Source organism: Frigidibacter sp. MR17.24 (assembly GCF_037095655.1).
Classification (GTDB): Bacteria; Pseudomonadota; Alphaproteobacteria; order Rhodobacterales; family Rhodobacteraceae; genus Frigidibacter.
Genome location: NZ_JBAWKE010000002.1, coordinates 543,854 through 564,446, shown reverse-complemented (window position 1 = coordinate 564,446; position 20,593 = coordinate 543,854). Strand labels below are relative to the sequence as shown.

Sequence of the window (20,593 nt, the reverse complement as noted above, 5' to 3'; positions counted from 1 at the left end):
CGGAATCCTTGGGAGAGGCCCTAGATGATGGCGCCGCGGCCCCGCGGATTCAACCGCCCGGGCACGGGGGTTCGGCGCGCTGGCGCACAGGCGGCTTCGCGCGGTCAGCGGTAGGGCGCGCCGGGCAGGTCGCGCAGCGAGAAGCCCGCCGCGGCCAGCAGCGCCCGGGCATGGCGCCCGGTCTCGCGCCCGGGGTCGGGATCGGCGATCCAGGCGGTGCCGGCCAGATCCGCGCCCGCCAGCCCCTGCGCCGCGCGCCCGGCAAGGCACAGGCCCAGGTACCAGTCGAAGGCCGGCAGCGCCGCGACCTCGATCGCGCGGTAGGTCCAGGCCTCGACCGGCCCGCCATCGGTCCGCAGCACCACCCGCTCGCGGCCATAGCCGCGGCCGAGCCCCTCGAACGCGTCCAGAACCGGCAGCTCGGCCTCGGGCAGGTCGTAGACCGCGCCGGGGGTCGCGGCGCCCGGCTGGTGGCGGATCGTGGCCTTCCCCGAGCCGTCGGCGCCGGGCTTGGAGAAGTCGAGCCGGTTGTCGGGCAGCTCGGCCACGCCGATCGCGCGGGCGCCGGGGCAGCGTGCGACCAGCCGCGCCGGCAGCAGGTTCGAGCCATAGGCGAAGTAGAGCGGCATCAGCTGTCGGTGACGGTCAGCGACCAGCCGAAGCGCGCCGTGGCGCCGGGCGCGAGGCGGGTGGTGAAGGGGCGGGCCGCGATCTCGGGGCCGGCGCCGACCGTGGCCGCGGTGCCGTGCCAGGGCTCGATGCACAGGAACGGCGCGCCGGGCTTTTGCCACAGCGCGAGGTTCGGCAGGTTGTCGAAGCGGAACGACAGCCGCGGCGCGCCGGGGGCGGTGTAGCGCAGCGCGTCGCCCGCATCCGCCGGGAACACCATCGCATCCGCGTCGAAGTCGCGCGCCTCCGGGACATAGCGGCCCCGGCGGAACGGCGAGGGCAGCGGCGCGGGCACGAAGAGCCCGTCGTCAAGCCGGTGCAGCGCCGGTTCGGCGCCGTTGGCCAGCACCACCTCGTGCGGTCCGGTCGCCCCGGGCAGCGGCCAGAGGAACGCGGGGTGGAAGCCGAGGCCGAAGGGCATCTCGGCGGCGCCGTCGTTGGTCACCTCGGCGGTGACGGCGAGCGTCGCGCCGGCCAGCGCGTGGGTCAGGGTCAGGCGGAAGTCGAACGGATAGACGGCGCGGGTGGCATCCGAGGCCGCCAGCCGGTGGGTGACGGCGGCCGCCGTGGCCGCGACCCGGTCCCAGCCGCTGCGACGCGCGAAGCCGTGCTGCTTCATCTCTGCCGTCACGCCGCCCGCGGCGACGGTGTCGCCGGGCGCGCGGCCGACGATCGGGAACAGGATCGGCGAGCGCCCGGCCCACCAGGCGGCGTCGCCGGTCCACAGCAGCGGCCGGCCGGCGAAGGTCAGCGACTGCAGCTCGGCGCCGAGATCGGCGATCTCGGCGGTCAGCGCGTCGCTGCGCAGCGTGGTCACGGTCGTGTCGGTCATCGGGCCTGCCTTCCTGTTCGCATGTGCAGCATTCCGCCCGCAGCCCCGAATGGCAAGGCGCGGCGGCAGTTGCGGGGCAGGGGGCGCAGGCGTAGGAGACGGGTCAGTCACCGTGATCCGATCCGAGAGCCGCTTGACCCAGCCACCCCGCCCCCTCCCGCCCCGCGACCGCCCGCCCGCCCCGGGGGCGCGGCGATGAGCGGCTGGCTGACCTCGCTCGACGGCACGGTGGCGGGGCACGACCTCGCGCTGGGGCTCGCGCTGTTCGCGGCGCTGAGCCACGCGCTGTTCGGGGCGCTGCAGAAGGGGCGGCACGACCCGTGGATCGCGCGGGCGGGCATGGACATGTTCATGACGCTGTTCGCGGTGCCCTGCCTGTTGCTGGTGCCGTTCCCCGAGCCGCACATGTGGCCGATCTTCGCCGGGGCCTGGGTGATCCACTCGGGCTACAAGCTGTTGCAGGCGATGACCTATTCGCGCGGCGCCTTCACCGTGGTCTACCCGGTGGTGCGCGGCACGGCGCCGCTGTTCGCCGTGATCGGCGCGGGCATCGTCTTCGGCGAGCATTTCGCCGCGCTGCAATGGCTGGGGATCGCGGTGCTGCTGTCGGGGATCTTCGGGCTGGCGGTCTACAACCTGCGCACGGCGACCATGGTCGACCGGGGCACGATGCTGCCGGCGCTGGGGCTTGCCGCCGTCACCGGCGCCTCGGTGGCGCTTTACACCACCTACGACGCCTATGGCATCCGGGCGACGGCGAACCCGTTCACCTTCCTTGCGTGGTTCTTCTTCCTCGACGGCTGGCTGATGCCGATCCTGATGCACCGCCGGCTGCTCACGCTTGCGCGCGCGGACCGGGGGCCGCTGCTGAAACGGGGTGCATTCGGCGCGCTGGTCGCCTATGTCAGTTTCGGCTCCATCATGCTGGCCACCCGGCTCGACAGTGTCGGCGAGGCCGCGGTCCTGCGCGAGACCTCGACGGTCTTCGCGGCGCTCATCGGCTGGCTCGTGCTGGGCGAGCGCGTCGGACCGCGACGGTTCGGCCTGATGACGCTGATCGCGCTGGGCGCGGTGATCGTGGAATTCGGCGGCTAGACGGCGGAGACGGCACATGGCGGACGAGGACATCGCGGGCGCACGGATCGCGGCCGAGGCGGAGGGCGCCAAGCCCAAGGGACGCCGGATCAATCCCTGGCTGAAGGGGGCGCTGGAATTCGGGCCGGTGCTGGCCTTCTTCGTGGCCTTCAGCCGGATGAAGGACACCCATGTCACCATCAACGGCACCGATTACGGCGGCTTCATCCTTGTCACCGCCGGCTTCGTGCTGGCGATGATCGTCACGACCGCGATCCTGTGGAGGCTGACGGGACGGCTGTCGCCGATGCAAATCGCCACGCTGGTGCTGGTGGTGGTGTTCGGCGGGCTGTCGGTCTGGCTGAACGACGAGCGGTTCTTCAAGATGAAGCCCACGATGATCTACCTGCTGTTCGCGGCGATCCTCGGCTGGGGGCTGATGCGCGGGCGCTCCTACCTCGCCCTGGTGATGGAGGAGGTGATGCCGCTGACGCACGAGGGCTGGATGATCCTCACCAAGCGCCTCGCGCTGTTCTTCGTCGTGCTTGCCGTCGCCAACGAGGTCGTCTGGCGCACGATGTCCGACGGCGCCTGGGTCAGCTTCAAGACCTTCGGGCTGACCGCGGCGATGTTCGCGTTCTTCATCGCCCAGAACGGGCTGATGCAGCGCCACGGCACCAAGCGCGAAGAGCCGTGAGCCCGCGGCTCACAGCATCCGCGCCAGCATCCACAGCCCCATCAGCGCCATCGCCACGTTCTCGCTGAGCGAGACGAAGCCCAGGGGCGTGTTCGACCCGCCGCCCATGCAGGCGCATTTCAGCTCGCGCCCGTCGATCCACACCGCCTTGATCACCGACACCGCGCCGATCGTGCCGATCACCAGAGCCACCGGCGCCGCGATCCAGCCGAAGATCCCGGCCAGCATGAGCACGCCGGCGGCCGTCTCGAGATAGGGATAGACATAGCCGTAGGGCACCCAGCGCCGCGCCAGCAGGTCGTAGTTCAGGAACATCGTCGAGAAACTCTCGACATCCTGCAGCTTCTGCAGCCCCAGAAGGATCATCGCGGTCGCGACGAACCAGGGGAAGATCATCGCCGTGGCGAAGGCGCCGGTGGCGATCCAGGCGATGGCCAGCGCGATCAGCGCCGAGACGGCGAACAGCGTCAGCACCGGGCGATAGGTGGTTTCGCCGGCTTTCAGCACGTGGCTGCCGAAATGCTCCTGCAGGTCGTCATAGCCGCCGATCCGCTCGCCGGCGATGAACACCTGCGGCGTGGCCTTCACGTCAAGCTTGTGCTTCAGCCGCTCGGTCTCGTCGCGGGTGGTCAGCCAGTGGTCATGGACCGTGTAGCCCTTGCGCTCGAGCAGCGCCTTGGCCTTGAGGCCGTAGGGGCACAGGTGATCGGGCATCACCATGCGGTAGAGGCTGGCGGTCTTGGCGGGATCGGCACCGGCCTTCGGCGCGGTGTCGATGACGATGGTCTCCATCGTGGCGTCGGTCATCGGGGGCTCCGGGGTCTGGGGGGCCGCCCGCGGCGCGGCGCCCGGCCTCCCGGGGCACCGCGCGTGCGGCTCTCGCGGCTGTCACCGACCCAACGGCCGCACGGGGGCGTCGGTTCCGACGCCGCCCGTCCCGCGCCCGTCCCGCGCGTGCCCGCGATCAGGCCTTCTTGAAGAGATGTTTCTGCGCTTCCTTGTCGGTGGCCGCGTTCGATCGCATCTCGGCCGCCACGGCGCGGCCCCGCTGCACGCCCGGCCGCGCCGCCATCGCGTCAAGCCAGCGCCCGAGGTTCGGCTTGTCGTCGATCACCTGCTCCTGCCCCTCCCAGAGCGAGGCCCAGGGCCAGATCGCGAAATCCGCGATCGAGACGAAGTCGCCCGCGGCATATTCGGTCTTGGCCAGCTGCCGGTCGAGCACGCCGTAAAGCCGCGCGACCTCGTTGCGGTAGCGGTCCTTGGCATAGGGAAGGTCCTGCGGCGGATCCATCGCGGGGGCGTATTTCAGGAAGTGATGCGCCTGGCCCGCCATCGGCCCGACGCCGCCCATCTGCCACATCAGCCACTGGTCGACGGCGATGCGGTCGCGCTCGGTCGGGCCGCAGAACTGCCCGGTCTTGCGCGCGAGGTACTGCAGGATCGCGCCCGATTCGAAGATCGACACCGGCGCGCCGTCCGGCCCGTCGGGATCGACGATCGCGGGCATCCGGTTGTTGGGCGCGATCTTCAGGAAATCGGGGTCGAACTGCTCGCCCTTGCCGATGTTCACCAGGTGCAGCGCGTAGGGCAGCCCCATCTCCTCGAGCGCGATCGAGATCTTCCAGCCGTTCGGCGTGGGCCAGTAGTAAAGGTCGATGGGCTTGGTCATGGCATCTCTCCTGTCTGCCCGACGCGGCGGGCCGGTTGGGGGGAGCATGGCCCATTTGCGCCCGAGGGCAAGGCGCGGCGTCGCGTCGGGCCTCAGGCGGTCCGCCCCGGTGGCGGCCCGATCCCGCCGATCCGCAGCGACCGGCGCGGGGCGGCGGTGCCGGCCCGGCAGGGCAGGGCCGCGCGCAGGATCGCGGGCGTCGTCGCCGCCCGGTCGCGCAGGATCGCGGTGTAAAGCGCGAAGACACCGGGGCGCAGGTAGGGGCTCCAGTGGCAGATCCGCCGGGTGCCCCCGCCGATGCGGAAGCCGAGCGCGGCAAGGCCGGCGCGGGTCTCGGCGCAGCCGATGTCGAGATCGACCCAGTGCGGCCCGGCGCCCGGCAGGCCGCGCCCGAGCCCGCGCCACAGCGCCGCGCCGAACCCGAGTTCGAGCGCCGCGTCGAACAGCCCGTTCTCGCGCGCCGTGACATTGAAGAAGCGCGCCCGCCGCCCCGCCGGGCTCGCCGCCGCCCACGCGCCGGTGCAGGCGAATTCCGCCGCTGCCAGCAGGATGACCCGGCCGATCCGGCCCGGCGCGGCCGCGCTCACGCCGGCCAGCGCCACCCGCGCGCCCATCGAATGCGCGACGATGTCGAGCGGCCGGCCATCGCCCCGCGCGTCCAGCCGCGCGGCGATCGCGGCGAGCCCCGCGCCGGCCCGGCCCGCCGCCGCCCAGGCCCGCCAGGGTGGTCCGCAGCCCTCCCAGCCGATGGCGATCGCCAGCCCCTCGCCGTCGCCCTCGCAGTGGCCCTCGCCCTCGCCGGCACCGCCGAAGCCCAGGGCGCGCGGCCAGGACACCACGCGGCGTGCGCGCTCCGCCGGGTCGAGCGCGAGGATGTGGCGGTGCGGAGACAGCGCCGGCACCCGGGGCGAGAAGCGCATGCCGTGGACCATCGCCACGACCGGCCCGGCCGGTGCCGCGGCCAGCGCCCGGTCGAGGTGCAGGGCCGCCTCGGCCGGCAGCCGGCCGTCGCGGGGCAGGTCCAGGCGGATCAGCGGCATCTCGGGCGCCCTCGACTGGGGGGGGCGGGGGCGGCCCCCCCCCCCGGGTGTGCAGCCTGCGCCGGTGCCGCGACGCGGCGATGACCGTCCGGTGACGCGCGGGTGACCCTGCGCGTGGCCGCTCCGGCCCGCCCCGGCCCGCTCGTGCCCGCCGCCCCGTCCCGCTCTGGCCCGCCCCGGCCCGCCGCCGTGGACCCCCGCGCCGCGCGGCGCCTTGACCTCGTGCCGACACAGGCGTAATCCCACGGCCACCGTGGCGATTTGTCCCCGATTGCGGGCCACGTAAAACAATCCGCTAAAGTGGCCGGACCGTGCCGCGCTGGCCGTCGTCCGACCCCTCATACCGGGGTTCGACTGGACGCGAGGACCCGCACATGACCGATCCCAAGGACTGGAAGCGCCGCACGAAGCTCGTGCACACCGGCACCCGCCGCTCGCAATACGGCGAGATGGCCGAGGCGCTGTTCCTGACCCAGGGCTTCGTCTACGACACCGCCGAGCAGGCCGAGGCCCGCTTCATCTCGGTCGGCGACGACGAATTCATCTACGCCCGCTACGGCAACCCCACCAGCCGGATGTTCGAGGATCGCATCGCCGCGATCGAGGGCACCGAGGACGCCTTCGCCACCGCCTCGGGCATGGCGGCGGTGAACGGGGCGCTGGCCTCGTGGCTGAAGCCCGGCGATCATGTCGTCTCGGCCCGCGCGCTCTTCGGCTCGTGCATCTACGTTCTCGACTACCTCGCCTCGTTCGGGGTCGAGATCACCTATGTCGACGGCACCGACAACGCCGCCTGGGCGGCGGCGCTCAGGCCCGACACCAAGGCGGTGTTCTTCGAATCGATGTCGAACCCGACGCTCGAGATCGTCGACCTCAAGGCCGTGGCCGCGCTCGCCCATGGCGTGGGGGCGCTGGTGATCGTCGACAACGCCTTCGCCACCCCGGTCTGGAGCCGCGCGGTCGAGATGGGCGCCGACGTGATCGTCTATTCGGCGACCAAGCACATCGACGGCGGCGGCCGGGCGCTGGGCGGGGTGATCTGCGGCACGAAGGACTTCGTGCGCAAGGTCGCCGAACCCTATCTCAAGCATACCGGGGCCGCGATCAGCCCGTTCAACGCCTGGCTGATGCTGTCGGGCCTGCAGACGCTCGAGCTGCGCGTGCGCGCGCAGACCGACGGCGCCGCCGCGATCGCCGCGGCGCTGGCGGACGAACCGAAGATCACCCGCCTCGTCTACCCCGGCCTCGACAGCCATCCCCAGCACGCCGTCGCGACCGAACAGATGGGCGGCTTCGGCACGATGCTGGCCTTCGAGGTCGCGGGCGGGCAGGCGGCGGCCTTCCGGGTGCTGAACGCGCTCGAGATCGCGAAGATCTCGAACAACCTCGGCGATGCCAAGACGATCGCGACCCATCCCGCGACGACGACGCACCAGCGCCTGAGCGACGAGCAGAAGGCGACGCTGACGATCACGCCGGGCCTGATCCGGCTGTCGATCGGCCTCGAGGACCCCGAGGACCTGATCGCCGACCTGCGCCAGGCGCTCGCCCTGGCCTGACGGCCGGGACCGGAACCGGGCCAGACGCTGACGGGGCGGCCGGACTAGCCGGCGCCCCTTTCGCATTGGCCCAAATATCCCGGGGGGAGAGGCCCGTCCCGGGCCTCCGGGGGGCAGCGCCCCCCGCACCCGGCCCCCGCATCCGCTCGCTCGGGCGGGGACGGGGCCCCACACCGCCGCCGGGCCTCGCGCCCGGCGCGGCTTGACTTCGTACCGCGCTGCGGCGAAGGCTCCGGTCAGGATGCCAGACCTTCGCCCCGTCGGATATGTAATCGGCCTGATGCTCACCTTTCTGGGCGGGCTCATGCTGATCCCGATGGCGCTCGACGTCGCGCTGGCGCGCGAGGACTGGTGGTCCTTCGGCCAGAGCGCGCTGATCACCGCCATGGTCGGGCTGTTTCTCGCGCTTGCCACCCGCAACGCCCTGAGCGCGAGCTTCGCGGTCCGCCAGGCGTTCCTGCTGACCGTCGGGATCTGGGCGATCCTGCCGATGTTCGGCGCGCTGCCCTTCCTGCTCAGCTCGACCCGGCTGTCGCTGACCGACGGCTATTTCGAGGCGGTCTCGGGCATCACCACCACCGGCTCGACGGTGCTGACCGGGCTCGACGACCTGCCGCCGGGGATCAACCTGTGGCGCGGCATGCTGAACTGGCTCGGCGGGCTCGGGATCTCGTTCATCGTGATGATCTTCCTGCCGATCATGCGCGTCGGCGGCATGCAGTTCTTCAAGACCGAGGGCTTCGACACGCTGGGCAAGGTCGCCCCGCGCGCAAGCGACATCGCCCGGGCGCTGGTGATGACCTATGCCGGGCTGACGATCGCCTGCTGCGTCACCTACCTGCTGCTGGGCTTTGCGCCGCTCGACGCCGTGGTGATGTCGATGGCGACGATCGCCACCGGCGGCTTCGCGCCCACCGACGCCTCGTTCTCGAAATACCAGGGCATCGGCGAATACGCGGGGGCGATCTTCATGATCCTCGGCTCGCTGCCCTACATCCGCTACGTCCAGGCCGTGACCGGGGCGCCGCTGGTGATCTGGGGGGACGCGCAGGTGCGCGCCTACCTGCGCTGGATCGCCTATGCCGTCGGCGCCGTGACCCTGTGGCGGGTCGCGACCAGCGACATGGGGCCAGAACCCGCCTTCCGCGAGGCGCTGTTCAACATCGTCTCGGTGTTCTCGGGCACCGGCTTCTTCTCGGGCAGCTTCGGCGGCTGGGGCAGCTTCGCGATGGTCGTGGCGCTGATCGTGGGGATCATCGGCGGCTGCTCGTCCTCGTCCTCGGGCGCGCTGACGGTGTTCCGGGTGCAGGTCATGGGCGAGGCGATCCTGACCCGGATCCGGCTGCTGCACGCCCCTCACCGGGTCTCGCCGGTGCGCTACGACGGCCGCGCGGTCGACGACGATTCGATGAACGCGCTGGTGATGTACGTCTACGGCTACATCCTGACGATCGGGGTGATGAGCGTGCTGATGACCTTCACCGGGGTCGACATGGAATCGGCGCTGTTCGGCGTCTGGACCTCGATCGGCAACATCGGCTACGGCTACGGGCCGATGGTGGCGCGCACCGGCACCTTCATCGATTTCCCCGAAGCCGCGAAATGGATCATGATCGTGACCATGCTGATGGGCCGTCTCGCGCTGCTGGCGATCTTCGTCGTGGTGATGCCGCGGTTCTGGCGTGCCTGAACCCGGGCCCGATGCAGGGCCCGAGGCGGGGCCCGGTGCAGGGCCCGATGCGGGGCCTGCGCGGTTGACTTCCCGGCCGGTGGCGGCGAAGGCTCGGCCATGATCGACCCGCGTCCCGTCGCCTATGTCATCGGCCTGCTGCTGGTCGCGCTGGGCGCGATCATGGTGCTGCCGATGGCGGTGGACATCGCCGACGGCAGCCCGAACTGGTCCGCCTTCCTCGAAAGCGCGATCATCACGCTCGCCGCCGGCGCCTGCCTCGCGATCTCGTGCCGCAATGCCGCGCGCACGGCGCTCAGCCTGCGCCAGAGCTTCCTGCTGACCACCGGCATCTGGCTGACGGTGCCGCTGTTCGGCGCGCTGCCGCTGATGGCGGGGGCGCCCGGGCTCAGCTTCACCAATGCCTATTTCGAGGCGATGTCGGGCGTGACCACCACCGGCGCCACGGTGATCGAGGGGATCGACGCGCTGCCGCGCGGCGCGAACCTGTGGCGCGGGCTGCTGCAATGGCTGGGCGGGCTGGGGATCGTCATCGTCGCGATGATCTTCCTGCCGGTGATGCGGGTCGGCGGCATGCAGTTCTTCCGGTCCGAGGGGTTCGACACGCTGGGCAAGGTGCTGCCGCGCGCCTTCGACATCTCGGCCGCGCTGCTGCGGATCTACCTCGGGCTGACCGGCCTGTGCGCGCTGGGCTACGCGCTCGTGGGCATGAGCGGCTTCGACGCCTGGATGCACGCGCTGACCACGATGTCGACGGGCGGCTTCTCGAGCTATGACGCCAGCTTCGGCGCGATGACCGGCGCGCCCGAGGTCGTGGCCTCGGTCTTCATGATCCTCGCCTCGCTGCCGTTCATCCGCTACGTCCAGCTCGTGCGGGGCGAGGCGCGCCCGGCGCTTGCCGACGTGCAGATCCGCGCCTTCCTGCGCTGGACGGCGGTCATCGTGCTGGCGTTGCTGCTGTACCGCGCGGCGCTGGGCGAGACCGACCTTGTCGTCGCGCTGCGCGAAATCGTGTTCAACGTGGTCTCGGTGATCACCGGCACCGGCTTCGCCTCGGCCGACGTCACCAAGTGGGGCGAGGGGGCGCTGGTCGCGCTGGTGCTGGCGGGGCTGGTGGGAGGCTGCACCTCGTCGACGGTCTGCTCGATCAAGGTGTTCCGCTGGCTGGTGCTGCTGGGCGCGATCCGCGCCGCGATCGCCCGGCTGCACAGCCCCAACCGCATCCACGCGATCCGCCTGCAGGGCCGCATGGTCGAGGAAGAGGTCGTGAGCTCGGTGATGTCCTTCGTGACGCTCTTCATCCTGTCGTTCGGCGTGCTGATCGTCGGCCTGTCGCTGACGGGCCTGTCAAGCGAGACGGCGATCACCGCCGCCTGGACCTCGATCGCCAACATCGGTCCGGCCTGGGGCCCCGAGGTCGGGCCGACCGGCGCGATGCACGGCTTCCCCGAGGCGGCGAAGTGGATGATGGTCGCGGGGATGTTCCTCGGCCGGCTCGAGCTGCTGTCGGTCTTCGTGCTGTTCCTGCCGCGGTTCTGGCGCGGCTGACCGCGCCAGGCGCCAGGATCACTCGTCCCAGCAGCTGACGCGGGTGGTCATCTTCAGCGCCTGCGCCGTCAGCTCCTCGGCCGGCAGGGCGCCGGTCGCGGTGCTGGGCGCGGGCGTCAGCCCCTGGGCCGACAGGAAGCCGGCGATCGCCGGCGCTTGGATCGCGACGCCGACGCTGTCGGGCAGCACCTTGCCGTCGCCGCGGCCCTTGGGCAGCAGCAGCCCGGTCACGGCACCGGTCGCATCCACCACCGGCCCGCCGGTGTCGCCCTCGAGCGCCGACAGGTCCAGCCGCGCGAGATCGGCCTGGCCGTCCAGCCCCTCGGCCGCCGCGACGCGCCCGAAGGTCATCACCGGCTGGTCAAGCTGCTCGGCCCAGGCGAAGCCCGCCACCGCCGCCTCGGCCCCCGCGCGCGGCGGGGTGGCGGCGAAGGTCGCGGTCGCGGGCGGCGCGAGCGGCGCCGCGGGCGTCAGCAGCGCGAGGCCGAGCCCCGCGTCGCTCGCGGTCACCGTGGCCTCGGTGCCGGCGTCGATGGTGATGCGGCGGCACTCGGCCACGGCCTCGGTCGTGGTCAGGACGGTGCCGCGGCGGTCGACGAACAGGCCGCTGCGCGCCCGGGCGGGCTTGGGTTCGTCCAGCCCCGCGAGCAGGGCGCCGCCCGCCACCTCCGAGGGCACGCCCGCGCCGGCGTCCAGCGCATGCTCGCCCGTGGCGCGGAAGCCCGCGCGCAGCGTCTCGAGCGCGGTCGCGACCTGCGCGTCGCGGGCCACGGGCCAGGACAGCAGCCAGCCCTTGATCAGCCCGCCCTGCAGCGAAACCTCGGCCCGGGCCGCGCGGGTGCCGTCGCGGCCCTCGATGCGGAAGCCCTGCGCGCCGCGCTCGCGCGGGCCCTCGGCCGGCACGAGGTCGAGCGCGGCGAGCTGGTCGTAAAGCGCATAGAGCGTCGCCTGGTTGCCCTGCTGCGAGATCAGGAGCGCGGTGACCCCTGATCCGTCCTTGGGCGCATAGCGCACCAGCGGCGGTTCGTAGGCGGCGAACTCGACCAGGCCCAGCGGCAGCGGCGCGGTGATGCCCGCCTCCTCGTCGGTGACGGTCTCGATGCCCAGCGCGGCCATCGCGGCGTCATGGGCGCCGGTCAGCTCGGCACGCTGGGCGCTGGTCAGGATCCCGGTCTGCTCGTACCCCTGCGCCGCCTGCCAGGCAGCCATGCTGGCGCGGGTGCCGCGGCCGAAGGCACCGTCGATCGCGGCGGAATAGAACCCGGCCCATTGCAGGGCCGCCTGCAGGTCGCGCCGGTCGGCATCGCTCAGCCGGGCTTCCGAGGCCTGGGCCTCTGCCGGGGTCTCGTCGGGGAAGGCGGGGGACGCGGGCGCCGCGAGGACGGGTGCGACCGGTTCGGCGGCGGGGGCGGTCTGGGCAGGGGCGCCCGGCGCCGGCAGTTCGGTGGGGGCGGGGGGCGCGGCGGTGTCGGGCGCCGGCAGTGCGGCGAGCGCGCCGGGATCGATCGGCGTCGCCGCGGCGGGGGGCTGGCCGCCGGCGGGCCAGAACTGCTGGCGGAAGCGGCCGCCGTCGGCCAGATAGCTGTCGCCCGGGATCATCCGGTCGCCGCGCAGCTGGCGCAGCTGACGCTCGGCCTCGGCGGGCGAGCCGAAGGGCCCGAGCGCGATCGCGTACCAGCCGGTGTTCATCGCGAAGCCCTGCACGCCCGGGAAGACGTTGGCATAGGCGCGGGCGCGTTCCTCGGCGGCGCGCAGGTTGGGCTGGGCCTCGATCTGCACCCAGGTCTGCTGCGCCTGTGCCAGCCCGGCCTGGGCGATGAAGGCTGCCGCCACCAAGGTCGCGAAACGCGGATAGGTCATCGTCTTTCCCCGAAAGTCCTGTTCCCCCTTTTCGGAACGTAAGGGAAGGGTCAAGGGCGGGCGGTCACGATCGGGTCATATTCCCGCACGATGCAACGAAGCGGGCACGCTTCGCCTGCCCACCCGCGGTCGGCCCCCCATTGGCCGCCCCGATCGACCGGCCGGATTGACCGCCAGCGGCCTTCTTTCTATGGAAGACCCGTGCTGGGGATGAGCCAGCGCCGAGCCGACAGGAAACCGCCATGACCACCGCCGCCCCGCGTTCGTTCCAGGAAATCATCCTGCGGCTTCAGTCCTACTGGGGCGCCAAGGGCTGCGCCGTGCTGCAGCCCTACGACATGGAGGTCGGCGCCGGCACCTTCCACCCGGCCACGACGCTGCGCGCGCTGGGCTCGCGCCCCTGGGCCGCGGCCTATGTCCAGCCCTCGCGCCGGCCCACCGACGGCCGCTATGGCGAGAACCCGAACCGGCTGCAGCACTACTACCAGTACCAGGTGCTGATCAAACCCTCGCCCCGCGACCTGCAGGCGCTGTATCTCGGTTCGCTCGAGGCGATCGGGATCGACCTTGCCCTGCACGACATCCGCTTTGTCGAGGACGACTGGGAAAGCCCGACCCTCGGTGCCTGGGGCCTGGGCTGGGAGGTCTGGTGCGACGGCATGGAAGTGTCGCAGTTCACCTATTTCCAGCAGGTCGGCGGCCATGACTGCCGCCCGGTGTCGGGCGAGCTGACCTATGGCCTGGAGCGGCTGGCGATGTACGTGCTCGGGATCGATCACGTCATGGACATGCCCTACAACGACCCGGCCTCGCCGACGCCGCTGAGCTATGGCGACGTGTTCCGCCAGACCGAGCAGGAATATTCGCGCTGGAACTTCGACCAGGCCGACACCGCGATGCTCTTGCAGCATTTCGAGGATGCCGAGGCCGAGTGCGGGCGGATCCTCGATGCGGCACCGGTCGACAAGGCGGGGCGCGCGATCACCATGGCGCACCCGGCCTATGACCAGTGCATCAAGGCCAGCCACCTGTTCAACCTGCTCGACGCGCGCGGCGTGATCTCGGTCACCGAGCGGCAGGCCTATATCGGCCGGGTGCGGGCGTTGGCCAAGCGCTGCGCCGATGCCTTCGTCACCACCGAGGCGGGCGGCGCCGCCCCCGCCGTCCAGGCGTGAACGGCAAGATCGTGGCGGGCGCCATCGTCCTTCCCGCGCTGATCGTCGGGGCCGGGGTCTGGTACGCGCAGGACTATGCGTACTACCGGCAGGTCAGCCTGACCGAGGGCGAGAGCACCGTGGTGCTGACCTCGATCGCCACCGACGCGCCCGAGGAGATCACCGCGGACGAGTTCCAGGGCATCGACGCCGACAGCTCGCCCCTGCGGTTCCGGTCCTGCTTCCGCACCCGGCTGTCGCTGGCGCTGCTGACCGAGACCTACCAGACCTACGACCACGCCACGCCGCTGAACGCGCCGGGCTGGTTCGGCTGCTTCGACGCCGCCCGGATCGGGGCCGACCTCGAACGCGGCGCGGCGGTGGCCTTCCTGTCGCAGCGCGACATCCGCCCGGGCGTCGACCGGGTGGTCGCCGTCTATCCCGACGGCACCGCCTTCGCCTGGAACCAGCTGGACGAGGGCACCGGCGCCCGCCCGCTGGTCGAGGAGAACTAGCCCCGCCCGGGGAACCCGCTCCGCGCCTTGCGCGATGTCTCCCCATGGCCGCCCCGGCCCAAGGAGGAATGGCGCGATGAAGACAGCCCCCGCATGGGTCGAACCGGTGATGCGCGCAGGCTATGGCGCGCGCGGCACCGTCTATCTTCTGGTCGGCGGCCTCGCGCTGCTGGCGGCCTGGTCGGGCGGCGCCGCCGAGGACCAGGCCGGCGCGCTGCAGACCCTGCGCGGCGAACCCTTCGGCCGGCCGATCCTGGCCGCGATCGCGCTGGGGCTGGCTTGCTACGCAATCTGGCGCTGCATCTGCGGCGCGATGGATCTCGAGGCGAAGGGGACGGGCGCCAAGGGCGTGGTCGGCCGCGGCGGGCAGGTGGTCAGCGGGCTGGTCAACGCGGGCCTCGCGCTCACCGTGGCGCGGCTGGCGCTTGGCGGCTCCGAGGGCGGCGAGGGCAGCCAGACCCTGACCTCGAAGCTGTTGCAGATGCCCTTCGGCCAGTGGCTGGTGGGCGCGCTCGCGCTTGCCGTGATCGGGGCGGGGGGCATGTACATGGTGAAGGGCTGGCGCGAGGAATACCGCGAACACCTGCGCTTCACCCCGGCCATGGCCAAGCTTGCGCCCGCGGCCCGCGCCGGCGTCATCGCCCATGGCGTGGTGATCGCGATGATCGGCAGCTTCTTCCTGTTCGCGGCCCTGCACGCCGACCCGTCCGAGGCCGGCGGGCTGTCGAAGGCCTTCGACACCGTGCGCGGCGCGGCCTTCGGGCGGATGCTTCTGGGGTTGCTGGCCATCGGCATGATCGGCTTCGGGCTTTACTGCTGGGTCGAGGCCCGCGCCCGGATCCTGCCCACCCGCCCGCACGAGGGGGTGGTGTCGATGGCCGAACGCCTGGGCGCCCGGATGGGCGCCTAGCTAGCCCAGCCGTGCCGCGACCTCGGCCGCGAGCGCGAGGCTCGATGTCAGGCCGGGGCTTTCGATGCCATAGAGGTTCACGAGGCCGGGCACGCCATGTTCGGCCGGGCCGTGGATGCGGAAATCCTCGGCCGGTGCGCCCGGACCCGACAGCTTCGGGCGCACCCCGCAGTAGCTGACCGAGAGCGAGCCCTTCGGCAGCCCGGGCCAGTAGCGCGAGATCTCGCGCTCGAAATGCCCGGCGCGCGCGTCCGACAGCGTGTAGTCGACGCCGTCGATCCATTCCACGTCCGGCCCGAACCGCGCCCCGCCGGCAAGATCCAGCGTCAGGTGCACGCCAAGGCCCCCCGGCTCGGGCACCGGGTAGATCAGCCGCCCGAAGCCGTGGCGCGCCGTGGTGGTGAAGTAGTTGCCGCGCGCGTAGTGCATCTTCGGCACGTCCCGCGCGGGCAGCCCTTCGATCGCCGCGGCGACCCCGGCCGCCCAGAGCCCGGCCGCGTTCACCACGCGCCGCGCCCGGATCGGGAAGGGCGCGCCTGCGGCATCGGCGGTGCGCAGCTCGATCCCCGCGTCGGTCACCCTGCCGCCCAGCACCGTCGTGCCCAGCGCAAGCATCCCCCCCGCCGCCTCGATCTCGCCCACCAGCGCCAGCATGTAGCCGTGGCTGTCGATGATCCCGGTCGAGGGCGACAGCACGGCCGAGGTGCAGAAGAGATCGGGCTCCATCGCCATCGCCTCGTCGGCGGGCAGGCGGCGCAGGTCGGTGACGCCGCAGGCGGCGGCATGGGCCATGACCTTGTCCAGCGCCGCCTCGTGCGACGGATCGGTCGCGACGACCAGCTTGCCGCAGTTGCGGTGGCCCACCCCGTGCTCGGCGCAGAAGGCGTAAAGCCGCGCCTTGCCCTCGATGCACAGCCGCGCGCGGATGCTGCCGGCGGGGTAGTAGATCCCCGCGTGGATCACCTCGGAATTCCGGGCGCTGGTCTCGGTGCCGAAGGCGTCGGCCTTCTCCAGCACCACCACCTCGTGCCCGGCCCGTGCCAGCTCCCGCGCGACGGCAAGGCCCACGACCCCCGCCCCGATCACCACGCAATCCGTCTCGTCCATGCCGCCTCCCGGGTTTGGCCCGAGCCTAGGCGGGCGGGCGGCGCGGGGAAAGATGGTGAACCGGCCCGGGGGCCCGCGCGTAGGGCAAGTGACGGAGGATTTCGACATGTCTGCATCTTTGGTGATCGGCGCCTCGGGCGGGATCGGCGGGGCGCTGGCCCGGGCGCTGGCCGCGCGCGGGCCGCTGACGGCGCTGAGTCGGCGCGACGACGGGCTCGACGTGACCGACGAGGCCAGCGTCGCGCGGCTGCTCGGGGCGCTCGACGGACCCTATGACCTGGTGATCTGCGCGACCGGGGCGCTGGGCACGCCCGAGAAGGCGCTGCGCGCGCTGGAGCCCGACGCCTTCCTTGACCAGATGCGGGTGAATGCGCTGGGGCCGCTTCTGGTGCTGAAGCACGCGCTGCGGCTGATGCCGCGCGACCGGGTGGCGCGGTTCGGGGCGCTGTCGGCCCGCGTCGGCTCGATCGGCGACAACCGGCTGGGGGGGTGGTATTCCTATCGCGCCGCCAAGGCCGCGCTGAACCAGGGCCTGCGATCGGCCGCGGTCGAGGTCGCGCGCACCCATCCGCAGGCCGTGATCGCCGCGCTTCACCCGGGCACCGTCGACACCGGCTTCACCGCCGGCTTCGCGGCGGACAAGCACGACCCCGACCGCGCGGCGGCGGACCTGCTGCGGGTGCTCGACGGGCTTGGGCCGGCGCAGTCGGGCTGCTTTCGCGACTGGCGCGGCGACGAGATCGCGTGGTGAAGCGTCAGTGCAGCAGCCCGTCCACCGCCGCCAGCGGCTCGGGCAGCTCGGCGATGCCGCGCGCGGCCTGCAGTTCGATTTCGATGTTGCGGGCGATGGCGGCCAGCGGCAGGTCGTTGGGCTCGAGGCCGAAGGGCTGCTCGACCTCGTCCGCAAGCGCGTCGAGCCCGAAGAAGGCATAGGCCACCAGCAGCGACAGGATCGGCGTCAGCCAGCCGATCAGGTCGGCGAAGCCGAAGGGCAGCAGGAAGCAGTAGGGATGCGCCGTGCGGTGCAGCAGCAGCGCGTAGCCGAAGGGGACCGGCGTCGCCTTGATGCGCTCGCAGGCCGCCTGCGCCTTCATCAGCAGGCCCAGCCCCTCGTCCAGGCGCACCCACGACACCTCGCCCAGCCGGCCCTCGCGCGCCTCGGTCGCAAGCCGCGCACCGATCTCCTGCAGCATCGCTTCGGCGGGGTTGCGCTGCGCGATCGGGCGGTCGGGCATCGGCACCGGCAGCGCGACCGGCCCCTCGGTGCCGCGCAGCTGGTGCTCGACCAGCCGGATCCAGGCCACCAGGTGCAGCAGCATCCAGTCGCGCAGCCCGGGATCGGCCAGGACATGGGTCGCGCGGCCGACCTCGCGCACGCCGATCACCATCGCGCCCAGAAGCTTGCGCGCCTCCCACCAGCGGTCGTAGGCGGCCGAGTTGCGAAAGCCCAGGAAGATCGACAGCGCGATGCCCAGAAGCGAGAAGGGCGTGGGGTTGACCGCGGGCACCCATTCGGGCGCGGTCCGGTGCAGCGTGACGATCAGGCTCGAGATCAGCCCCACCCCCAGCACCATCGGCCAGACCTTGCGGATCACCGAGTGGCGCAGGACGAAGAACAGGGTGAGGACGCCGGGGCGGGGGCGGATGATCATGGTCGGGCTCGGGAGGGAGGTGGGGCAGGGGAGGTCGGGGGAGGGGCGGTCGCAGGGGGCTGGCACCGGACGGGGCCGCCGACCTGCCTAGACCCGCGGGGCCGCGCAGCGCCAGCCTCTTTCCCGCCGCGGCCCCGCCAGCCGGGCGCGGCGCGAGGTCGCATCCCCGCGCCGGGGCCGGATCTGCGCGTGTTTTATGCGGCGAGCGCAGGCAACCGCAGGCGGGGTGCGGCGTTGGGACCGGATCGGCGGGCATCGGTGGGCATCGCCGGGCGCGCCCGGCGCCGGGCCTCCGGGGTCCGGCAAGCCCGCCCCGGACAGCCGCCCCGGAAGGCCGCCCGCGACGCAGACCCGCTTCTCAACCCCGAGGTGACCGATGCTGGAAGACGCAACCCCCGCCCCCGAAACCGCCGAGGCCGACGTGGCCGCGGTCCTTACCCGCTGCGCGCTGGTCACGGGGGGCGCGCAGGGCATCGGCCGGGCGATCGTGCGCCACCTGTCGGATGCCGGCTGGCGGGTCGCGGCGCTGGACATCGACGCGGCGGCGCTGGCCGAGATCGCGGACTGGCCCGGGGTTGTGGCGCTCGAATGCGACCTGTCCGTCGAGGAGCAGGTGGTGAAGGCGGTGGCGCGGGCCGGGCTCGACCGGCTGGACCTGGTGGTCAACAACGGCGGGCTGGCGACGGCGCAGGGGGCGCCGCTCGAGGAGATGAGCCTGGCGAGCTTCAACGGCTGGATCGGCTCGCATCTGGTGGGGACCTTCCTGGTGACGCGGGCCTGCCTGCCGGCGCTGCGCGCGGCGCGCGGCGCGGTCGTCAACATGGCCTCGACCCGCGCGTTCCAGTCCGAGCCCGACAGCTATGGCTATGCCGCGGCCAAGGGCGGGATCGTGGCGCTGACCCATGCGATGGCGATCGGGCTGGGCCCCGAGGTGCGGGTGAATGCCATCGCGCCGGGCTGGATCGACACCTCGGCCTGGCAGAAAGGGAACCCGGCGCCGGCCGAGTGGTCGCCCGAGGACCATGCCCAGCACCCGGTCGGCCGCATCGGCGAGCCCGCCGACATCACCGGCGCGGTGATGTACCTGTGCGAGGCGCGCTTCGTCACCGGGCAGGTGATCACCGTCGATGGCGGGATGANAGCGTGGCATAGGGCTGGCTTGCCCAGTCGAAGAAGTACCAGCCGAGGATGCGCTGTCGTGCGGTTGCCGCCATGGCCGTCTCCTGTCTGCCGATCCGGCGCATAACGCCCGAAATGCCGCGGCGCCGCAAGCCGGTGGCGCGACCCGAGGGGGCAGGGGGCATGCAAGCGGGCAGGCCGGTCCCGGGCAGGCGCCGGGGGGAGGCGCGCCTCCCCCCGGACCCCCCTGCGCCCGGGCGCCTTCACCCGGGGCCGGCGCGCAGCCAGCCGGGGTCGAAGCCGACCGTCTCCACCCCGGCGAAGCGCGCGAGGCGGGACAGCTCGGCCTCGAGCCGGGCGAGGCGGCCGCCGCCCATGCGCAGCCCCGCCTCGGGCCAGAAGGCGCGCACCTGCAGAACGCCCTCGGCGCGGCGGGCGCGGGCGTCGAGGCGGCCGATCAGCCGGTCGCCTTCCAGCACCGGAAAGACGTAGTAGCCCCAGCGGCGCTGCGCCTCGGGGACGAAGACCTCGATGCGGTAGTGGAAGCCGAACAGCCGCTCGGCCCGGGCGCGGTCGCGCAGGGCCGGGTCGAAGGGCGACAGGATTCGCACCCGACCCGGCGGCTCGGGCGCGGCTTCGGCGGCGGCGCGCAGGCCGGGACGGGCGAAATGGCGCCGGAGCGTGCCGTCGGCCCCCTCGATCCTCACCTCCTCGATCGCGCCGCTGGCGAGCGCCGCGGTGCACCAGTCCCTGGCCTCGGCGGGGGTGACCTTGGCCCAGAACGCCGCGATCTCGCCCGAGGTCGCGAAGCCCAGGCGGTCGAGCGCGGCGGTGCAGGCCCAGTCGATGGTCTCGGCCTCGCCGCGGGCGACGACCTGCGGATAGACGCGCTCGGCCAGGTCGTAGACCTTGGCGAAGCCGTCGCGGCGGGTGACGGCAAGCCGGCCGCTGCGCCACAGGAACTCGAGCGCGGTCTTCGAGGGCTGCCAGTCCCACCAACCCTGCCCGCGCCCCTCGCGCGGGGTGGCGAGGTCGCCGGTGCCGACCGGGCCGCCGTCGCGGATCCGGGCGATGACCGTGTCGATCTCGGCCTCGAACGCGGGGCCCTGCCACTGGCGGTAGCGCTCGCGGATCCGGGCGGCGTCGCGGGCGAAGCGCAGCTGCCAGTGGTCGAGGAAGGCGGCCGGGATCAGCGCCGCGTCATGGGTCCAGTGTTCGAAGAGGCTGCGGTCGCGTTCATGCAGGCGCTTGAGCGCCGGCGCGCGATAGGCGGTGCGGCGCGACCACAGGATCTGGTGATGGGCGCGGGCGACGGTGTTGATGGAATCGAGCTGGACGAAGCCGAGGCGATCGATCAGCGCCAGGAGATCGGGGCCGGACGCGGCACCGGCAGGGGGGCCGGCCAGCGCATGGCGGTCGAGGAAGAGACGGCGTGCGAGGGGGTTCTCGAGGATCAACGGGGACTCCGGGTGGAGAGCGCCGGGGGCCGTCTGCCCCC

General features: G+C 72.5%; 19 protein-coding genes and 1 riboswitch. Of the genes, 10 read left to right on the top strand and 9 right to left on the bottom strand.

The genetic code is table 11. From position 1 onward, the window contains the following. Positions 1–104: 104 nt before the first annotated feature. Positions 105–629, bottom strand: a complete 525-nt coding sequence (locus tag V8J39_RS09990) for a gamma-glutamylcyclotransferase family protein (RefSeq protein WP_336460734.1) — start codon at positions 627–629, stop codon at positions 105–107. Continuing rightward, positions 629–1,501 (bottom strand): aldose 1-epimerase family protein, encoded by an 873-nt coding sequence (locus V8J39_RS09985; protein WP_336460733.1) that lies wholly within the window; start codon positions 1,499–1,501, stop codon positions 629–631. The genes V8J39_RS09990 and V8J39_RS09985 overlap by 1 nt, the downstream gene beginning before the upstream one ends. A 195-nt stretch (positions 1,502–1,696) precedes the next feature. Here V8J39_RS09985 and V8J39_RS09980 point away from each other — a divergent pair, with 195 nt between their 5' ends. Both V8J39_RS09980 and V8J39_RS09975 read left to right on the top strand, forming a co-directional pair. After that, positions 1,697–2,596, top strand: coding sequence for an EamA family transporter (locus V8J39_RS09980; protein WP_336460732.1), 900 nt, complete (start codon positions 1,697–1,699; stop codon positions 2,594–2,596). Between the two features lie 16 nt (positions 2,597–2,612). Continuing rightward, a complete protein-coding gene (locus V8J39_RS09975) occupies positions 2,613–3,272 on the top strand; it encodes an inner membrane-spanning protein YciB (protein ID WP_336460731.1) in 660 nt (219 codons plus the stop codon). Between the two features lie 9 nt (positions 3,273–3,281). Here V8J39_RS09975 and V8J39_RS09970 read toward each other — a convergent pair whose 3' ends face one another. From V8J39_RS09970 to V8J39_RS09960, 3 genes are all read right to left on the bottom strand, one after another. After that, complete coding sequence (locus V8J39_RS09970; RefSeq protein ID WP_336460730.1) at positions 3,282–4,079, bottom strand: glutaredoxin; 798 nt, start codon at positions 4,077–4,079, stop codon at positions 3,282–3,284. A 157-nt stretch (positions 4,080–4,236) separates the two neighbouring features. Then, a complete protein-coding gene (locus V8J39_RS09965) occupies positions 4,237–4,941 on the bottom strand; it encodes a glutathione S-transferase N-terminal domain-containing protein (RefSeq protein WP_336460729.1) in 705 nt (234 codons plus the stop codon). A 92-nt stretch (positions 4,942–5,033) separates the two neighbouring features. Continuing rightward, positions 5,034–5,981, bottom strand: a complete 948-nt coding sequence (locus V8J39_RS09960) for a hypothetical protein (protein ID WP_336460728.1) — start codon at positions 5,979–5,981, stop codon at positions 5,034–5,036. Between the two features lie 243 nt (positions 5,982–6,224). Further along, positions 6,225–6,301: riboswitch (SAM riboswitch) on the top strand. Positions 6,302–6,355: 54 nt separating this feature from the next. On the opposite strand from V8J39_RS09960, the gene metZ reads away from it, so the two are divergent. The 3 genes from metZ to V8J39_RS09945 all read left to right on the top strand — a co-directional run bounded on the left by metZ (position 6,356) and on the right by V8J39_RS09945 (position 10,778). Further along, on the top strand, positions 6,356–7,540 hold the full coding sequence (gene metZ / locus V8J39_RS09955) for an O-succinylhomoserine sulfhydrylase (RefSeq protein WP_336460727.1): 1,185 nt from the start codon (positions 6,356–6,358) through the stop codon (positions 7,538–7,540). Between the two features lie 280 nt (positions 7,541–7,820). Further along, a complete protein-coding gene (locus tag V8J39_RS09950) occupies positions 7,821–9,230 on the top strand; it encodes a TrkH family potassium uptake protein (RefSeq protein WP_336460726.1) in 1,410 nt (469 codons plus the stop codon). 99 nt (positions 9,231–9,329) lie between these two features. Continuing rightward, on the top strand, positions 9,330–10,778 hold the full coding sequence (locus V8J39_RS09945) for a TrkH family potassium uptake protein (RefSeq protein ID WP_336460725.1): 1,449 nt from the start codon (positions 9,330–9,332) through the stop codon (positions 10,776–10,778). 18 nt (positions 10,779–10,796) lie between these two features. Here the strand turns inward: V8J39_RS09945 and V8J39_RS09940 are convergent, their stop codons facing one another. Continuing rightward, entirely contained in the window at positions 10,797–12,638 is a 1,842-nt protein-coding gene (locus V8J39_RS09940) for a trypsin-like peptidase domain-containing protein (RefSeq protein WP_336460724.1), read from the bottom strand. Positions 12,639–12,880: 242 nt separating this feature from the next. Between V8J39_RS09940 and V8J39_RS09935 the strand changes: the two genes are divergently transcribed. The 3 genes from V8J39_RS09935 to V8J39_RS09925 all read left to right on the top strand — a co-directional run bounded on the left by V8J39_RS09935 (position 12,881) and on the right by V8J39_RS09925 (position 15,217). Then, positions 12,881–13,813 carry a glycine--tRNA ligase subunit alpha gene (locus V8J39_RS09935; RefSeq protein ID WP_336460723.1) on the top strand — a complete coding sequence of 311 codons (933 nt, stop codon included), beginning with the start codon at positions 12,881–12,883 and terminating at the stop codon, positions 13,811–13,813. Continuing rightward, positions 13,810–14,307 carry a DUF6446 family protein gene (locus tag V8J39_RS09930; RefSeq protein WP_336460722.1) on the top strand — a complete coding sequence of 166 codons (498 nt, stop codon included), beginning with the start codon at positions 13,810–13,812 and terminating at the stop codon, positions 14,305–14,307. The genes V8J39_RS09935 and V8J39_RS09930 overlap by 4 nt, the downstream gene beginning before the upstream one ends. Before the next feature lie 76 nt (positions 14,308–14,383). Then, the gene (locus V8J39_RS09925) at positions 14,384–15,217 is read left to right on the top strand and encodes a DUF1206 domain-containing protein (protein WP_336460721.1); all 834 of its coding nucleotides are present in this window, start codon (positions 14,384–14,386) and stop codon (positions 15,215–15,217) included. Here V8J39_RS09925 and V8J39_RS09920 read toward each other — a convergent pair whose 3' ends face one another. Continuing rightward, on the bottom strand, positions 15,218–16,324 hold the full coding sequence (locus tag V8J39_RS09920; protein WP_336460720.1) for an NAD(P)/FAD-dependent oxidoreductase: 1,107 nt from the start codon (positions 16,322–16,324) through the stop codon (positions 15,218–15,220). Positions 16,325–16,430: 106 nt separating this feature from the next. On the opposite strand from V8J39_RS09920, the gene V8J39_RS09915 reads away from it, so the two are divergent. Then, positions 16,431–17,075: an SDR family NAD(P)-dependent oxidoreductase gene (locus tag V8J39_RS09915; protein WP_336460719.1), complete on the top strand. Its 645-nt coding sequence runs from the start codon at positions 16,431–16,433 to the stop codon at positions 17,073–17,075. A 4-nt stretch (positions 17,076–17,079) separates the two neighbouring features. Here V8J39_RS09915 and V8J39_RS09910 read toward each other — a convergent pair whose 3' ends face one another. Continuing rightward, positions 17,080–17,976 carry a bestrophin family protein gene (locus V8J39_RS09910; protein ID WP_336460718.1) on the bottom strand — a complete coding sequence of 299 codons (897 nt, stop codon included), beginning with the start codon at positions 17,974–17,976 and terminating at the stop codon, positions 17,080–17,082. Positions 17,977–18,352: 376 nt separating this feature from the next. Between V8J39_RS09910 and V8J39_RS09905 the strand changes: the two genes are divergently transcribed. Continuing rightward, complete coding sequence (locus tag V8J39_RS09905; protein ID WP_336460717.1) at positions 18,353–19,222, top strand: SDR family NAD(P)-dependent oxidoreductase; 870 nt, start codon at positions 18,353–18,355, stop codon at positions 19,220–19,222. 136 nt (positions 19,223–19,358) lie between these two features. Here the strand turns inward: V8J39_RS09905 and V8J39_RS09900 are convergent, their stop codons facing one another. Further along, complete coding sequence (locus V8J39_RS09900; RefSeq protein WP_336460716.1) at positions 19,359–20,552, bottom strand: winged helix-turn-helix domain-containing protein; 1,194 nt, start codon at positions 20,550–20,552, stop codon at positions 19,359–19,361. Positions 20,553–20,593 lie beyond the last annotated feature (41 nt).

Bases quoted from the DNA above. Each gene is read 5' to 3' on its own strand.
- V8J39_RS09990 (WP_336460734.1), bottom strand. From the start codon at position 629: ATGCCGCTCTACTTCGCCTATGGCTCGAACCTGCTGCCGGCGCGGCTG.
- V8J39_RS09985 (WP_336460733.1), bottom strand. From the start codon at position 1,501: ATGACCGACACGACCGTGACCACGCTGCGCAGCGACGCGCTGACCGCC.
- V8J39_RS09980 (WP_336460732.1), top strand. From the start codon at position 1,697: ATGAGCGGCTGGCTGACCTCGCTCGACGGCACGGTGGCGGGGCACGAC.
- V8J39_RS09975 (WP_336460731.1), top strand. From the start codon at position 2,613: ATGGCGGACGAGGACATCGCGGGCGCACGGATCGCGGCCGAGGCGGAG.
- V8J39_RS09970 (WP_336460730.1), bottom strand. From the start codon at position 4,079: ATGACCGACGCCACGATGGAGACCATCGTCATCGACACCGCGCCGAAG.
- V8J39_RS09965 (WP_336460729.1), bottom strand. From the start codon at position 4,941: ATGACCAAGCCCATCGACCTTTACTACTGGCCCACGCCGAACGGCTGG.
- V8J39_RS09960 (WP_336460728.1), bottom strand. From the start codon at position 5,981: ATGCCGCTGATCCGCCTGGACCTGCCCCGCGACGGCCGGCTGCCGGCC.
- metZ (WP_336460727.1), top strand. From the start codon at position 6,356: ATGACCGATCCCAAGGACTGGAAGCGCCGCACGAAGCTCGTGCACACC.
- V8J39_RS09950 (WP_336460726.1), top strand. From the start codon at position 7,821: ATGCTCACCTTTCTGGGCGGGCTCATGCTGATCCCGATGGCGCTCGAC.
- V8J39_RS09945 (WP_336460725.1), top strand. From the start codon at position 9,330: ATGATCGACCCGCGTCCCGTCGCCTATGTCATCGGCCTGCTGCTGGTC.
- V8J39_RS09940 (WP_336460724.1), bottom strand. From the start codon at position 12,638: ATGACCTATCCGCGTTTCGCGACCTTGGTGGCGGCAGCCTTCATCGCC.
- V8J39_RS09935 (WP_336460723.1), top strand. From the start codon at position 12,881: ATGACCACCGCCGCCCCGCGTTCGTTCCAGGAAATCATCCTGCGGCTT.
- V8J39_RS09925 (WP_336460721.1), top strand. From the start codon at position 14,384: ATGAAGACAGCCCCCGCATGGGTCGAACCGGTGATGCGCGCAGGCTAT.
- V8J39_RS09920 (WP_336460720.1), bottom strand. From the start codon at position 16,324: ATGGACGAGACGGATTGCGTGGTGATCGGGGCGGGGGTCGTGGGCCTT.
- V8J39_RS09915 (WP_336460719.1), top strand. From the start codon at position 16,431: ATGTCTGCATCTTTGGTGATCGGCGCCTCGGGCGGGATCGGCGGGGCG.
- V8J39_RS09910 (WP_336460718.1), bottom strand. From the start codon at position 17,976: ATGATCATCCGCCCCCGCCCCGGCGTCCTCACCCTGTTCTTCGTCCTG.